Genomic DNA, 14,064 nt, shown 5'->3' with positions numbered 1-14,064 from the left:
CCGCGCACGGGGGCGCGTCCGGGGAGGGCTACGGGATCCGGGCGACGAGGTACCGGAAGACGTTCGGCATCCAGACCGTGCCGTCGTGGCGGACGTGGGGGTGGAGCGCCTCGACGATCTCCTTCTCCACGGTCACCCGGTCGGAGGCGGCCACGGCCGCGTCGAAGAGGCCCGTGGAGAGCAGCCCGCGCACGGCGCTGTCGGTGTCCGCGTAGCCGAAGGGGCAGGAGACCCGGCCGGAGCCGTCCGGCCGGAGCCCGGCCCGCGCGGCCACTTCCTCCAGGTCGTCGCGGCGGGCGGGCCGCCAGGCGCCGGGGCCGCGCAGCCGCTCGGCGAGCCGGCCGGCGACGCGGAACACCGCGGTCGTGGCGCACCGCTCGGGCGGGCCCCAGCCGGCGAGGACGACGGCGCTGCCGCGCTCCGCCAGGGGGACGGCGGCGGTGAGGGCGGGGACGAGGCCGTCGGAGTCACCGGCGGTGCAACCGACGGGCTGGAAGGCGGTGACGAGGTTGTACGCGGGACCGGCCCGGTCGGCGACCGCGTCGGGGGTGCCGTGGAGGAGTCTGGTCTCCGGGTCGGGGCCGCCGTGCGGTCCGCGGCGGCGGTCCCGGCCGGGGCCGGTGGCCACCGGATCGGGGAGCAGCCGTTCCCTGGCCAGCTCCACGCGTGCGTGGTCGGTGTCCACGCCGGTGACCTGGGCCCCGCGCGTGGCGGCCATGAGCAGGGCCAGTCCCGAGCCGCAGCCGAGACCGAGGAGCCGTGTCCCGGTGCCGACCTCCAGGTGCGCGTACACCGCCTCGTAGAGCGGCACCAGCATGCGCTCCTGGATCTCCGCCCAGTCGCGGGCGCGCTCCGGCGCGTGGGCGGCCGGAGAGGCCGGGGCCGGGTGGGGGTGGTGCTGGACGAGCATGGGTGTCATCGAAAGCGCCCCAATCAGCCGAGAGTCAATCTGTGCGTCCGTGCCCTGATCGACAGCCCCCGTGTGCGTGCGCTCGCACGGTCCGTAGCCAGGGAACTCCGCTTCCGCCCCCGCGTCCAGGGGGTCGGGCCGCAATGCGCGCGTGCCCCGGTCGTGCGCCCCCTGGCCCGGCACGAACCACCTCCCATAGTGGGGTCGCCGTGCGAATCCCGCCATGGCAACGGGGTCGGTGACACGGGCCTCCGGCCGCCGGGGTAACGTCGCCCACGGTGATGCGCCGTCACCGAACGCCGCACCGTGAGTCAGGACCGGCGCGCGGACGCGGGCGGGCGCCGGGGCACACGCCTCGGGGGCGCCCGCGACCGCGCCACTACGTACCACCTTGATGCGAGCTGTGCGGCTTCTCCGCAGATCAGCGCACTGGCCCTCGTGAGGACACATCAATGACAACTGACGGGTACGTGCAAAATATTTGGGATGCCCCGGAATGGAACCCGACGGCTCCCCGGCTCGTTGTTCACGACGTGAGCACGACACCACCTGTCCTCGCCGCAGAACTGGCACAGGCGTGGGCCGACATTCAGCGGCACCACCCCGAACTGCCGGATCTCGCCGCGCCCGAGTCCCTGATCGGAGAGTCGTCGTCCGCTTGTGGCGCCGAGCTCTCCTTCGAGCGACTGCTCCACGAGGCAGTCCACGGCATCGCCGCCGCCCGGGGGGTCCGCGACACCTCCCGTGCCGGCCGCTACCACAACCGCCGATTCCTGGCGATCGCCGAGGAGATGGGCCTGGACCACTCCGAGGAGCCGCACCCGAGCAGCGGTTTCTCACTGGTCACGCTCAGCCCCGAGGCCAAGCGCCGGTACCGGCCGACGATCGAGCGGCTGCAGCGCGCCCTCAAGGCGCACACGGCCGCCACGGCCGCGGACACGAAGCGCTCCTTCCGCGGGCCCGCCGCGCGGCACGGCTCGTCGGGCGGCGGCGTGCGGGTCAAGGCGGTCTGCGACTGCGGACGCAACGTCCGGGTGGTCCCGTCGGTCCTGGCCCAGGCGCCGATCGTCTGCGGCGGATGCGGGAAGCCCTTCCGCATCCCGGAAGCGGTGGGCGCCGCGAGATGATCCACGGCCCGCTCGCCCCGGGAACCGGCGACCATGCGGGATGTGGCACAATGGCTAGCTGTACTCGACAGTCGAACAGGACCCCTCTCTCCTACGGCTGACGCGTCCATCGGGCATTCGGGTACCGCAACCCCACGTGGCATCTCGTTGTGCCCAACCACGTCAAGACCAGGAGACACCACACCCGTGGCAGTCAAGATCAAGCTGAAGCGTCTGGGCAAGATCCGTTCGCCTCACTACCGCATCGTCGTCGCCGACTCCCGCACCCGCCGTGACGGCCGGGCGATCGAGGAGATCGGCCTGTACCACCCGGTGCAGAACCCGTCGCGCATCGAGGTCGACTCGGAGCGCGCGCAGTACTGGCTGTCCGTCGGCGCCCAGCCGACCGAGCCGGTCCTCGCCATCCTGAAGCTGACCGGCGACTGGCAGAAGCACAAGGGCCTGCCGGCTCCGGAGAAGCCGCTGCTGGCCCCGGCCACGAAGGAAGACAAGCGCGCTTCCTTCGACGCTTTCGCCAAGTCGATCGAGGGCGACGACGCCAAGGGTGAGGCCATCACCCCGAAGGCCAAGAAGGCCGACAAGAAGGCGGACGAGGCCGAGGCCGCGTCCTCCGAGTCGACCGAGGCCTGAGCATGCTCGAGGAGGCTCTCGAGCACCTCGTGAAGGGCATTGTCGACAACCCCGACGATGTGCAGGTCGCCTCGCGCGACCTGCGCCGCGGACGTGTGCTCGAGGTCCGGGTGCACCCCGATGACCTCGGCAAGGTGATCGGCCGCAACGGCCGCACCGCGCGCGCACTGCGTACGGTCGTGGGTGCCATCGGCGGCCGAGGGATCCGGGTCGACCTCGTCGACGTGGACCAGGTTCGCTGAGCGAAGTTGAACACCGGCGCACGGGCCGGGGAGGGCTGCGGCCCGCCCCGGCCCGTCGTCGTCCGACAGGAGAGTTCAGAAAGTGCAGCTCGTAGTCGCGCGGATCGGCCGCGCCCACGGCATCAAGGGCGAGGTCACCGTCGAGGTGCGTACGGACGAGCCCGAGCTGCGGCTCGCGCCCGGCGCCGTACTCGCCACCGACCCGGCCTCCGCCGGGCCCCTCACCGTCGAGAGCGGCCGCGTCCACAGCGGCCGGCTCCTGCTGCGCTTCGCGGGCGTGCGCGACCGGAACGCCGCCGAGGCGCTGCGCAACACCCTCCTCATCGCCGAGGTCGACCCGGACGAGCGCCCCGAGGAGCCGGACGAGTACTACGACCACCAGCTGATCGACCTCGACGTCGTCCTCGCCGACGGCACCGTGATCGGCCGGATCACCGAGGTCTCCCACCTGCCGTACCAGGACCTGTTCGTCGTGGAGCGGCCCGACGGCGGTGAGGTGCTGATCCCGTTCGTCGAGGAGATCGTCACCGAGGTCGACCTCGACGGGCAGAGGGCGGTCGTCGTGCCGCCGCCGGGCCTCATCGACGACCGCGCCGTCATCGCCTCCATGCGCGCGGAGGACGGCGTCGACACCTCCGACGGCGGGGCCGCCGGGGACGGGGACGATCGCTGATGCGGCTCGACGTCGTCACGATCTTCCCCGAGTACCTCGACCCGCTGAACGTCTCGCTCGTCGGCAAGGCCCGCGCCCGCGGCCAGCTCGACGTCCACGTCCACGACCTGCGCCGCTGGACGTACGACCGGCACCACACCGTCGACGACACGCCCTACGGCGGCGGCCCCGGCATGGTCATGAAGACCGAGCCCTGGGGCGACGCCCTCGACGAGGTCACCGCCGCCGGGTACGAGGCCGGCGCCCACGGGCCCGTGCTCGTCGTCCCCACGCCCAGCGGGCGCCCCTTCACCCAGGAGCTCGCCGTCGAGCTGTCGCAGCGGCCCTGGCTGGTCTTCACGCCGGCCCGCTACGAGGGCATCGACCGCCGCGTCATGGACGAGTACGCCACGCGGATGCCCGTGTACGAGGTGTCCATCGGCGACTACGTCCTGGCCGGCGGGGAGGCCGCCGTCCTGGTGATCACCGAGGCCGTGGCCCGGCTCCTCCCGGGCGTCCTGGGCAACGCCGAGTCCCACCGGGACGACTCGTTCGCCCCCGGCGCCATGGCCAACCTCCTGGAAGGCCCCGTCTACACCAAGCCGCCCGTCTGGCGGGGCCACGGCATCCCCGACGTCCTCCTCAGCGGCCACCACGGGAAGATCGCGCGGTGGCGGCGGGACGAGGCGCTCCGGCGCACCGCGCTGCATCGTCCCGACCTCATCGAGCGGTGCGACCCCGCGGCCTTCGACAAGAAGGACCGCGAGACCCTCTCCATCCTCGGCTGGGCGCCCGAGCCCGGTGGCCGATTTTGGCGCAGGCCGCAGAGCGTGGAAGAATAGGACGCTGCCGTACGTCCGGTCGGCGCCCCTGCCACAGGGGGACACGACGCCGCACCCGCCGCACGGCCACACCCACTCGACTTTCCAGTTGCCGTTGATGACCTGTGGCATCAGCGAGGAAGCAGACGACCATGTCCCACGTGCTCGACGCCGTCAACTCCGCCTCCCTGCGGACCGACATCCCGGCGTTCCGTCCCGGTGACACCGTGAACGTCCACGTTCGCGTCATCGAGGGCAACCGCTCCCGCATCCAGCAGTTCAAGGGTGTCGTCATCCGCCGCCAGGGCTCCGGCGTCTCCGAGACCTTCACGGTCCGCAAGGTCTCCTTCTCCGTCGGCGTCGAGCGCACCTTCCCGGTGCACAGCCCGATCTTCGAGAAGATCGAGCTCGTCACCCGTGGTGACGTCCGCCGCGCCAAGCTGTACTACCTCCGTGAGCTGCGCGGCAAGGCCGCGAAGATCAAGGAGAAGCGCGAGAACTGAGCCCCGGCTCAGCCCGCGCGCCCGCGCCTTGGGTGAGCCTGACAGGGTGGCCGGTTAGGCTCGCCCCCGATGGACACCGAAGCCAAGCACACGGAGCGCGACCTCCCTCCCGACGCCGAGAGGCAGCCGGAGCGGAGGTCGCGCTTCGCGCTTTCCTGGCGCACCGCCGGCCTGCTCGGCCTCGCCTGGGCCGTCGGCATGCTGCTCGTCAGCCACTTCCTCATCCAGCCCTTCCAGATCCCCAGCGGGTCGATGGAGCCGACGCTCCAGGTGGGCGACCGGGTGGTCGTCAACAAGCTGGCGTACCGCTTCGGCGCCCGGCCCGCGCGCGGGGACGTCGTCGTCTTCGACGGAACCGGCTCCTTCGTCCGTACCGTTCCGGAAGAGAACCCGGTCACCGGGTTCCTGCGCGGCGCCGCGGCGGCGCTGGGCCTCGCGGAGCCCGCCGACACCGACTTCGTCAAGCGCGTCGTGGGCGTCGGGGGCGACCGGGTGAGGTGCTGCGACGAGGAGGGCAGGATCGAGGTGAACGGCGCACCCGTCGAGGAGGGGTACCTGTACCCCGGTGACGCCCCCTCCCGGGTGCCGTTCGACGTCGTGGTGCCGGAGGGCACCCTCTGGGTGATGGGCGACCACCGCAGCCAGTCCCGGGACTCCCGCGACCACCTGGGCGCGCCGGGCGGCGGCATGGTTCCCGTCGACAGGGTGATCGGCAGGGCCGACTGGATCGGCTGGCCGGTGCGGCGCTGGTCCGGCGTCGACGCGACGGGCGCCTTCGGCGCCGTACCGGACGCCCCCGTCCCGGGCGGAGGGCATGGGTAGCCGGGGCCGGCGCGGCGGGCACCGCGCCGGGACCGGGCCGCCCGCCGGGGCGCGGTCCGCGGACGGCCGCCGCCCGCTGCCCGGCCGGGCCGAACGGCGCAGGCTCGCCCGCAGGGTGAAGCGGCGCAGGCGCCGGTCCGCGCTCAAGGAGATCCCGCTCCTCGTCACCGTCGCGGTCCTCATCGCGCTCGTCCTGAAGACCTTCCTGGTGCAGGCGTTCGTCATCCCGTCCGGCTCCATGGAGCAGACGATCCGCATCGACGACCGCGTCCTGGTCGACAAGTTGACGCCCTGGTTCGGTTCGCGGCCGGAGCGCGGCGACGTCGTCGTCTTCAAGGACCCCGGCGGCTGGCTCCAGGCCGAGCAGCCGCCGCCGGACGACGACCCGGTCGGCGTCGCCCAGGTCAAGCAGGCCCTGACGTTCATCGGCCTGCTGCCGTCGGACGACGAGCAGGACCTCATCAAGCGGGTCGTCGCCGTCGGCGGGGACACCGTCACGTGCTGCGACGCGAACGGGCGGGTGACCGTCAACGGCGCACCCCTGGACGAGCCGTACCTCCATCCGGGCAACGCGCCCTCGCAGATCCCCTTCGACGTCAGGGTCCCCGAGGGACGGCTGTTCGTCCTCGGGGACCACCGCTCCAACTCGGCCGACTCGCGCTTCCACCTCGACGAGGCGTTCCAGGGGACGATCGCGCAGGAGCAGGTCGTGGGGCGCGCCTTCGTGATCGCCTGGCCGTTCGGTCACTGGCGCGGGCTGGACGGCGAGGACGCGTTCGCCGGGGTCCCGGACGCGCCGCCCGGGACCGCGACGGCGCTCGGCACGTCGCATAGTGTGTCCCCCTGGTACGCGAATGGATCGCTACGGCTCCCGACCCCTGCGGAACTCCCGCTCGTTATGGGAGTGGTGGGCCTTCCCCTGCTTCGGGGGAGGGTGAGAGCACGGACTGAGGAGTGGATGTGGGGGATCTGGCGGTCGGCGCACGATCCGGACGCGACGAGCCGGAGAAGGGGCGCGGGCAGCTCGCGGACCCGTCCCCCGGCCCGGGCGGGACGCCCGCCGCGGGCGTGAACGAGAGCGCGGCCGTCCGCAGTGACGCGCCGCACGTGACCGGCGCGAGGAGCGCCGAGAACGCCGAGGGCGACAGCGTGGACAACGACGACACCGTGGACGACGGCGGGCAGCCGCAGCCGAGGAAGCAGCGCTCCTTCTGGAAGGAGCTGCCGCTGCTGGTCGGCATCGCCCTGCTGTTGGCACTGCTGATCAAGACCTTCCTGGTCCAGGCATTCTCCATCCCCTCCGAGTCGATGATGAACACGCTGCAGCGCGGCGACCGGGTGCTGGTCGACAAGCTGACCCCGTGGTTCGGTTCGGAGCCGGAGCGCGGAGAGGTCGTCGTCTTCCACGACCCGGGCGGCTGGCTCAACGAGCCCGCGCCCGAGCCGAATCCGCTGCAGAAGTTCCTGAGCTTCATCGGGCTGATGCCGTCGTCGGAGAAGCAGGACCTGATCAAGCGCGTCATCGCGGTCGGCGGGGACACCGTCGAGTGCAAGAAGGGCGGCAAGGTCTTCGTCAACGGCAAGACGCTCGACGAGACCGCGTACCTGTACCCGGGCTCCACGTCGTGCGACGACGAGCCGTTCGGGCCGATCAAGGTCCCCGACGGCCGCATCTGGGTGATGGGCGACAACCGGCAGAACTCGCTGGACTCCCGCTACCACCAGGAGCTCCCGGGCAACGGCACGGTCTCCAACGAGGAGGTCGTGGGCCGCGCGATCGTCGTCGCCTGGCCGCTGGGCCGCTGGTCGACCCTGCCGGTGCCGGACACGTTCGACCAGCCCGGACTGACCGCGACCGCCGCGACCGCCGCCGGGCCCGGCGCCCTGGGGCTCGCCGGCGCCCTGCCGCTGGTGCTGTGGCGCCGCCGCCGGATCCTCGCGCGCGAAGGGGCGGCCGAACAGGCGCCCGCCCGTGCGTGAGCGGGGCGCAGCGGGGCGTACCGCCCGGTAGCGGGCGCGGGTAGGGTGCCGTCCCAGGGCACTCGATCTCCTGAATGGGGAGCGCTGGGATGGGCGGAACGGGCGGAACGATACGTACGGGCGGCCGCGGCCGCCTCGGCAGCGTGCTGTCGGGGCTGGTCGTGGCCGCCGGCTGTGTGCTGTTCTTCGGCGGGTTCGCCTGGGGAGCCGTCCTGTACCGGCCCTACACCGTGCCCACCGACTCGATGAACCCGACCGTCACGGCGGGCGACCGGGTCCTGGCCCAGCGGATCGACGGTTCGGAGGTGCGGCGCGGCGACGTCGTGGTCTTCACGGACCGCACCTGGGGCGACCTGCCGATGATCAAGCGGGTCGTCGGTCTCGACGGCGACGAGGTCGCCTGCTGCGACGCGGACGGCCGGCTCACCGTCAACGGCAGGCCCGTCCAGGAGCCGTACCTGCGCTCCCAGGGCTGGGGCGGGAAGGAGGCCGCGTCGCCGACGGAGTTCGCCGCGACCGTGCCCGAGGGGCACCTCTTCCTCCTGGGCGACCAGCGCGCCGGGTCCCAGGACTCGCGGGCGCACCTCCAGGACGCGGGGAAGGGGGCGGTGCCCCGGAGCGCCGTCACCGCCCGGCTCGACGCCGTCGTGTGGCCGCTGGACGGGCTCGGCGTGGTCGACCGGCCGCAGGGCTTCGCCGCCCTGCCGGGCGGGGTGTCGGAGCCCGGGCCCGTACGGCCGCTGGCGTGGGCCGTCACGGCCGGTGCGGCGCTGATCCTGGGCGGAGCGGCGTACGGGCCGCTGGCGCGGGCGGTGTCGCGGTCCCGGCCGCGGAGCGGGGCGGCGGCACGTGGCTGACGGGGCGGCGCGGGCGGCGGACGGACACGGGTGCGCGCCGGAGGACCGGCGGCCGGAGGACCGGCGGCCGGGCGAGCCGCCCCAGGAGCCTTTGGGGGAGCCGCCGCCCGGGCTGCCGCCGGGCGAGCTGCGGAGGGTCGCGCGGGTCGTGCTGCTCGACCCCGACGACCGGATCCTGCTCCTGCACGGCTACGAGCCGGACGATCCGGGGCGGACCTGGTGGTTCACGCCGGGCGGGGGCGTCGAGGGAGACGAGACCCGCGAGGAGGCCGCGCTGCGCGAGTTGGCCGAGGAGACCGGGATCACCGACGTCGAGCTCGGGCCGGTGCTGTGGCGGCGCGTCTGCTCGTTCCCGTTCGACGGGCGCCGCTGGAACCAGGACGAGTGGTACTACCTGGCCCGGACCCGGCACACCGCCGCCGCCCTGGGGGACCGCCTCACCGAGCTGGAGAGCCGCAGTGTCGCGGGGCTGAGGTGGTGGACCTCCACCGAACTGTCGACGGCCCGTGAGACGGTGTACCCGACACGACTCGCCGGGCTGCTGCGCACGCTGCTCGACGAGGGCCCGCCGCCCGCGCCGGTCGCCCTGTCCCCGGAAATCGTCTGGGAGTACGGATGACTGGCGCACAATGGGGGCACGCACGGCTGAAGGGGAACATGCCATGAGCGCCGAGGACCTCGAGAAGTACGAAACCGAGATGGAGCTGAAGCTCTACCGGGAGTACCGCGACGTCGTCGGGCTGTTCAAATACGTCATCGAGACCGAGCGGCGCTTCTACCTGACGAACGACTACGAGATGCAGGTGCACTCCGTGCACGGCGAAGTCTTCTTCGAGGTGTCGATGGCGGACGCGTGGGTCTGGGACATGTATCGGCCGGCCCGCTTCGTCAAACAGGTACGGGTACTCACGTTCAAGGACGTGAACATCGAAGAGCTGAACAAGTCGGATCTGGAGCTTCCGGGCAGCTGACGCACCCGTACGGGTGACCGGGTTCTCCACAGCGGGACCGGTTGTCCACCAAGATCCACAACTGAGCGCCCGAGGCGTCACAGTCGGTACCGGAGGTGGTGCCGAGATGAACGCGACGGGGGCACTCGGACAGTACGGGGAGAGGCTGGCGGTACGCCGGCTCGGCGAGGTGGGCATGGCCGTCCTCGCCAGGAACTGGCGCTGCGGGCGCGGCGGCGAGATCGACATCGTCGCCCGCGACGGCGACGCGGTCGTGATCTGCGAGGTGAAGACCCGCCGGGCGGACGCCTTCCAGCACCCGCTGGCGGCGGTCACGCGCGCCAAGGCGGAGCGGCTGAGGAGACTCGCCGAGTGCTGGCTCGACCGGCACGGCGGGCCGCCCCCGGGAGGGGTCCGCATCGACCTGGTCGGCGTGGTCCTGCCCCGGCGCGGCGCCCCCGTCGTGCACCACGTGCGGGGGGTGGCCTGATGGGGTTCGCCCGGACGTGCGCGGTGGCACTGGTCGGTGTCGACGGGGTCGTGGTGGAGGTCCAGGCGGACCTGGAGCCGGGGGTCGCGGCGTTCACGCTGGTCGGCCTGCCGGACAAGAGCCTGTCGGAGAGTCGCGACCGGGTACGGGCCGCGATGGTCAACTCCGGGGCGGAGTGGCCGCAGAAGAAGTTGACGGTCGGGCTGAGCCCCGCCTCGGTGCCCAAGGCGGGTTCCGGCTTCGACCTCGCCGTCGCGTGCGCGGTGATGGCCGCGGCCGAGCTGATCGATCCGCGCACGATCGCGGATCTCGTCCTCATCGGGGAGTTGGGCCTCGACGGCCGGGTCCGGCCGGTGCGGGGCGTGCTGCCGGCGGTCCTGGCGGCGGCCGAGGCCGGGTACGAGCACGTCGTCGTCCCCGAGCGGACCGCGGGGGAGGCGTCGCTGGTGCCGGGGGTGTCCGTGCTCGGCGTGCGGAGCCTGCGCCAACTGGTCGCGATCCTCACCGACGCGCCCGTACCCGAGGAGGAACCGGACGAGGAGGGCAGGCCCGACCCGATGCTGGCCGGTCTGGTCGTCCCCGGCGCCGGGGTCGGTACGGGACTGGCCGCCGACTCCGGCGACGGCCCCGACCTGGCGGACGTCGCCGGGCAGCGCGCCGCACGGCTCGCCCTGGAGGTCGCCGCCGCCGGCGGCCACCACCTGCTGTTGTCCGGGCCGCCCGGCGCGGGCAAGACCATGCTGGCCGAGCGGATGCCCGGCCTGTTGCCGCCGCTGACCCGCGGCGAGTCGCTGGAGGTGACCGCCGTCCACTCCGTGGCCGGCATCCTCCCGCCGGGAAGGCCGCTGGTGAGCCGGGCGCCGTACTGCGCGCCGCACCATTCGGCGACGATGCAGTCCCTGATCGGCGGCGGCAACGGGCTGCCGCGTCCGGGGGCCGTCTCGCTCGCGCACCGGGGCGTCCTCTTCTTGGACGAGGCCCCCGAGTTCTCGGGGAAGGCCCTGGACGCCCTGCGGCAGCCCCTGGAGTCGGGCCAGGTGGTCGTGGCGCGCGCGGCGGGCGTGGTGCGGCTCCCCGCGCGGTTCCTGATGGTCCTCGCCGCGAACCCGTGCCCGTGCGGGCGGCACAGCGCCCAGGGGGACGGCTGCGAGTGCCCCTCGTCGGTGATCCGCCGCTACCAGTCGCGCCTGTCGGGGCCGCTCCTGGACCGCGTCGACCTGCGGGTCGAGGTCGAGCCGGTCGGCCGCGCCGAGCTGCTGGCCGCGGACGGCGAGTCCACCGCCGCGGTCGCCCCCCGGGTCCACGCCGCCCGGGAGCGCGCCGCGGCGCGGCTGATCGGCACGCCGTGGACCCGCAACGCCGAGGTGCCCGGCCACGAGTTGCGCACCCGCTGGCACCCCGCCCCCGGCGCCCTGGCCGCCGCCGAACGCGACATCGAACGCGGCCTGCTCACCGCCCGCGGCCTCGACCGGGTCCTGCGCACCGCCTGGACCCTCGCCGACCTGGCGGGCCGCGGCCGCCCCGGCGCCGACGACGTCAACCTCGCCCTGGAGCTGCGCACGGGAATCCCCCGGGGCGTACCGGTGAGGACGGGAGGACGGCGGTGACGGCCACCGCCGGGATGCGGGCGGGCCCGGGTCGGGACACCGGCCCGGGGGAGGGCTGGCGGAGGACCCGGGGAGAGGGCCCGGAGGAAGGGCTGGTGGAGGAGCTGGAGGGAGGGCCGGCGGGCGGGCCCGCCGGCAGGCTGCGGGGAACGGACACCGGGGGTGCCGGCGTGGTGGTGACGGACGAGGAGCGGGTCGCCCGGGCGGCGCTGTGCCGGGTGGTCGAGCCGGGGGACGAGCACGGCGGGCGGTGGCTGCGCGAGCTGGGGGCCGTGGAACTGCTGCGGCGGCTCACCGCGGAGCCGTACCGGAGCGGATCGCTCACCGGGGCGAGCGAGCGGCGCCTCCAGGGGTATCTGGCGCGGACGGCCCGGGTGCGGCCCCGGCAGGACCTGGAGCTGATCGGGTCGCTCGGCGGGCGGTTCGTCGTCCCCGGTGACGCGGAGTGGCCCGGTCAACTCGACGACCTCGGGGACGCCCGGCCCGTGGGCCTCTGGCTGCGGGGCCCCGCCGACCTGCGGCGGTGGGCGCTGCGCTCCGTCGCCGTGGTGGGCGCCCGCGCCTGCACGCCGTACGGGGCGCACATGGCGGCCGCGCTCGGCGCCGGGCTGGCGGAGCGCGGCTGGGTCGTCGTCTCCGGCGCGGCGTTCGGCATCGACGGCGCCGCCCACCGCGGCGCCCTCGGCGCGGAAGGCGCCACGGTCGCCGTGCTCGCCTGCGGCGTCGACGTCGCCTACCCGCGCGGGCACGCCGGGCTGATCGGCCGGATCGCCCAGCAGGGGCTGGTGGTGGGGGAGCTGCCGCCCGGCGACCACCCCACACCGGGGCGGTTCCTGATGCGCAACCGCGTCATCGCCGCCCTCACCCGGGGCACCGTCGTCGTCGAGGCCGCGTACCGCAGCGGGGCGCTCGCCACCGCGCGCGACGCCCAGCGGCTCGGCCGCCACACGATGGGGGTGCCGGGCGCCGCGACCAGCGGCCTCTCCGCGGGCGTCCACGAACTCCTGCGCGGCGGCGCCGTCCTGGTCACCGACGCCGACGACGTCGCCGAACTCGTCGGCGACATCGGGGAGCTCGCCCCCGACCGGCGCGGCCCCGTCGTCCCGAGGGACCTCCTCGACCCGGTCACCGCACGCGTGCTCGACGCGCTCCCACCGCCCGGCCGGGCCGCGACCGTCCCCGACGTGGCGGCGAACGCCGGGACGAGCGTTGACGACGCACTCGGCAGACTGTACGAGCTCCACTCCCTCGGACACGTCTAACGGCATGGCGACATCTGGCGGTTGACGACCACCGGGGAACACCACCCGGACGCCCGGCGAGGCGGTCCTTGACCTGGAGCAATCGGGTGAAAAGGTGAACCCGATGACCATCCTTGCTCCATCGGTGACGGCGGAGGCACCCGTGGACGGCCCGCCACCCCCATTCGAAGATGCGGCCGACGACGTGATCCCGCCTACGGACGATCCCCTCGCCTTCGCTCACCGCGACGGCCCAGTCACGCTACGCTCACCGCTACCTCCCGTCCATCCCTGCACATCACGGCAGAACGGCTCAAGGCGACGCATGCCCCAGCACACCTCCGGGTCCGACCGCGCTGCGGTACCGCCGCCCGCTGCCCGGGGCAGCGCGCGGCCGGCCGCTCCCTCGTCGCTGGACGAGCTGTGGCGGTCGTACAAGGACACGGGCGACGAGCGGCTGCGGGAACAGCTGATCCTGCACTACTCGCCCCTCGTGAAGTACGTCGCGGGCCGGGTCAGCGTCGGCCTGCCCTCCAACGTCGAGCAGGCCGACTTCGTCTCCTCCGGGGTCTTCGGCCTGATCGATGCCATCGAGAAGTTCGACATCGACCGGTCGATCAAGTTCGAGACCTATGCGATCACCCGCATCCGCGGTGCCATGATCGACGAACTGCGGGCCCTGGACTGGATCCCCCGCTCCGTCCGCCAGAAGGCCCGGGCCGTGGAGCGCGCCTACGCCACCCTGGAGGCGCGGCTGCGGCGCACCCCCTCCGAGAGCGAGGTCGCCGCCGAGATGGGCATCCCCGTCGAGGACCTCCACGCCGTCTTCAGCCAGCTGTCCCTGGCCAACGTCGTCGCCCTGGAGGAGCTGCTGCACGTCGGCGGCGAGAACGGCGACCGCCTCAGCCTCATGGACACCCTGGAGGACACCGCCGCCGACGACCCCGTCGAGGTCGCCGAGGGCCGCGAGGTGCGCCGGCTGCTCGCCCGGGCCATCAACACCCTCCCGGAGCGCGAGAAGACCGTCGTCACCCTCTACTACTACGAGGGCCTCACCCTCGCCGAGATCGGCAACGTCCTGGGCGTCACGGAGAGCCGCGTCAGCCAGATCCACACCAAGTCGGTCCTCCAGCTCAGGGCGAAGCTGGCGGATGTCGGACGCTGACCGGGGACGGCCCCCCGAGGTCGAACGGACGGCCGTACAGTGGGTCCCGTGCCAAGGATTCGAGCGG

Annotated in this window: 15 protein-coding genes and 2 pseudogenes; 16 read left to right on the top strand and 1 reads right to left on the bottom strand. The window is 73.5% G+C overall.

The window, feature by feature from the left end; translation table 11 throughout:
- Positions 1-28: 28 nt before the first annotated feature.
- Positions 29-919, bottom strand: a complete 891-nt coding sequence (locus AC07D6_RS28345; protein WP_315878919.1) for a methyltransferase domain-containing protein — start codon at positions 917-919, stop codon at positions 29-31.
- A gap of 524 nt (positions 920-1,443) precedes the next feature.
- Between AC07D6_RS28345 and AC07D6_RS28340 the strand changes: the two genes are divergently transcribed.
- The 16 genes and pseudogenes from AC07D6_RS28340 to whiG all read left to right on the top strand — a co-directional run bounded on the left by AC07D6_RS28340 (position 1,444) and on the right by whiG (position 13,997).
- Positions 1,444-2,037 (top strand): hypothetical protein, encoded by a 594-nt coding sequence (locus AC07D6_RS28340; protein ID WP_189537915.1) that lies wholly within the window; start codon positions 1,444-1,446, stop codon positions 2,035-2,037.
- A 186-nt stretch (positions 2,038-2,223) separates the two neighbouring features.
- A complete protein-coding gene (gene rpsP, locus AC07D6_RS28335) occupies positions 2,224-2,667 on the top strand; it encodes a 30S ribosomal protein S16 (protein WP_315878918.1) in 444 nt (147 codons plus the stop codon).
- A gap of 2 nt (positions 2,668-2,669) precedes the next feature.
- Positions 2,670-2,909 (top strand): RNA-binding protein, encoded by a 240-nt coding sequence (locus tag AC07D6_RS28330; protein WP_014153811.1) that lies wholly within the window; start codon positions 2,670-2,672, stop codon positions 2,907-2,909.
- Between the two features lie 82 nt (positions 2,910-2,991).
- Positions 2,992-3,582 (top strand): ribosome maturation factor RimM, encoded by a 591-nt coding sequence (gene rimM, locus AC07D6_RS28325; protein ID WP_479049082.1) that lies wholly within the window; start codon positions 2,992-2,994, stop codon positions 3,580-3,582.
- Entirely contained in the window at positions 3,582-4,403 is an 822-nt protein-coding gene (trmD, locus tag AC07D6_RS28320) for a tRNA (guanosine(37)-N1)-methyltransferase TrmD (RefSeq protein WP_315878916.1), read from the top strand. The genes rimM and trmD overlap by 1 nt, the downstream gene beginning before the upstream one ends.
- A 131-nt stretch (positions 4,404-4,534) precedes the next feature.
- A complete protein-coding gene (gene rplS / locus AC07D6_RS28315; RefSeq protein ID WP_031074691.1) occupies positions 4,535-4,885 on the top strand; it encodes a 50S ribosomal protein L19 in 351 nt (116 codons plus the stop codon).
- A gap of 69 nt (positions 4,886-4,954) precedes the next feature.
- A complete protein-coding gene (gene lepB, locus AC07D6_RS28310; protein WP_479049079.1) occupies positions 4,955-5,707 on the top strand; it encodes a signal peptidase I in 753 nt (250 codons plus the stop codon).
- Positions 5,700-6,783: pseudogene (gene lepB / locus AC07D6_RS28305) on the top strand (signal peptidase I); the annotation flags it as partial. The gene lepB (AC07D6_RS28310) and the pseudogene lepB (AC07D6_RS28305), both read left to right, overlap by 8 nt.
- On the top strand, positions 6,677-7,687 hold the full coding sequence (gene lepB, locus AC07D6_RS28300) for a signal peptidase I (protein WP_479049130.1): 1,011 nt from the start codon (positions 6,677-6,679) through the stop codon (positions 7,685-7,687). The pseudogene lepB (AC07D6_RS28305) and the gene lepB (AC07D6_RS28300), both read left to right, overlap by 107 nt.
- Positions 7,688-7,776: 89 nt before the next feature.
- A complete protein-coding gene (gene lepB, locus AC07D6_RS28295) occupies positions 7,777-8,544 on the top strand; it encodes a signal peptidase I (RefSeq protein ID WP_479049077.1) in 768 nt (255 codons plus the stop codon).
- Between the two features lie 91 nt (positions 8,545-8,635).
- Positions 8,636-9,163: an NUDIX hydrolase gene (locus tag AC07D6_RS28290; RefSeq protein ID WP_315878912.1), complete on the top strand. Its 528-nt coding sequence runs from the start codon at positions 8,636-8,638 to the stop codon at positions 9,161-9,163.
- A 43-nt stretch (positions 9,164-9,206) separates the two neighbouring features.
- The gene (locus tag AC07D6_RS28285; RefSeq protein ID WP_031130160.1) at positions 9,207-9,515 is read left to right on the top strand and encodes a DUF2469 domain-containing protein; all 309 of its coding nucleotides are present in this window, start codon (positions 9,207-9,209) and stop codon (positions 9,513-9,515) included.
- 106 nt (positions 9,516-9,621) lie between these two features.
- On the top strand, positions 9,622-9,984 hold the full coding sequence (locus tag AC07D6_RS28280) for a YraN family protein (RefSeq protein WP_479049074.1): 363 nt from the start codon (positions 9,622-9,624) through the stop codon (positions 9,982-9,984).
- Positions 9,984-11,591, top strand: coding sequence for a YifB family Mg chelatase-like AAA ATPase (locus AC07D6_RS28275; RefSeq protein ID WP_479049072.1), 1,608 nt, complete (start codon positions 9,984-9,986; stop codon positions 11,589-11,591). Before AC07D6_RS28280 ends, AC07D6_RS28275 begins: the two co-directional genes overlap by 1 nt.
- A gap of 14 nt (positions 11,592-11,605) precedes the next feature.
- Positions 11,606-12,925: pseudogene (gene dprA, locus AC07D6_RS28270) on the top strand (DNA-processing protein DprA).
- 232 nt (positions 12,926-13,157) lie between these two features.
- On the top strand, positions 13,158-13,997 hold the full coding sequence (whiG, locus tag AC07D6_RS28265) for an RNA polymerase sigma factor WhiG (protein WP_315878909.1): 840 nt from the start codon (positions 13,158-13,160) through the stop codon (positions 13,995-13,997).
- Positions 13,998-14,064: the final 67 nt, after the last annotated feature.

Source organism: Streptomyces sp. NPDC045287, from assembly GCF_056432325.1.
This window is presented reverse-complemented; position numbering and strand designations above follow the sequence as displayed.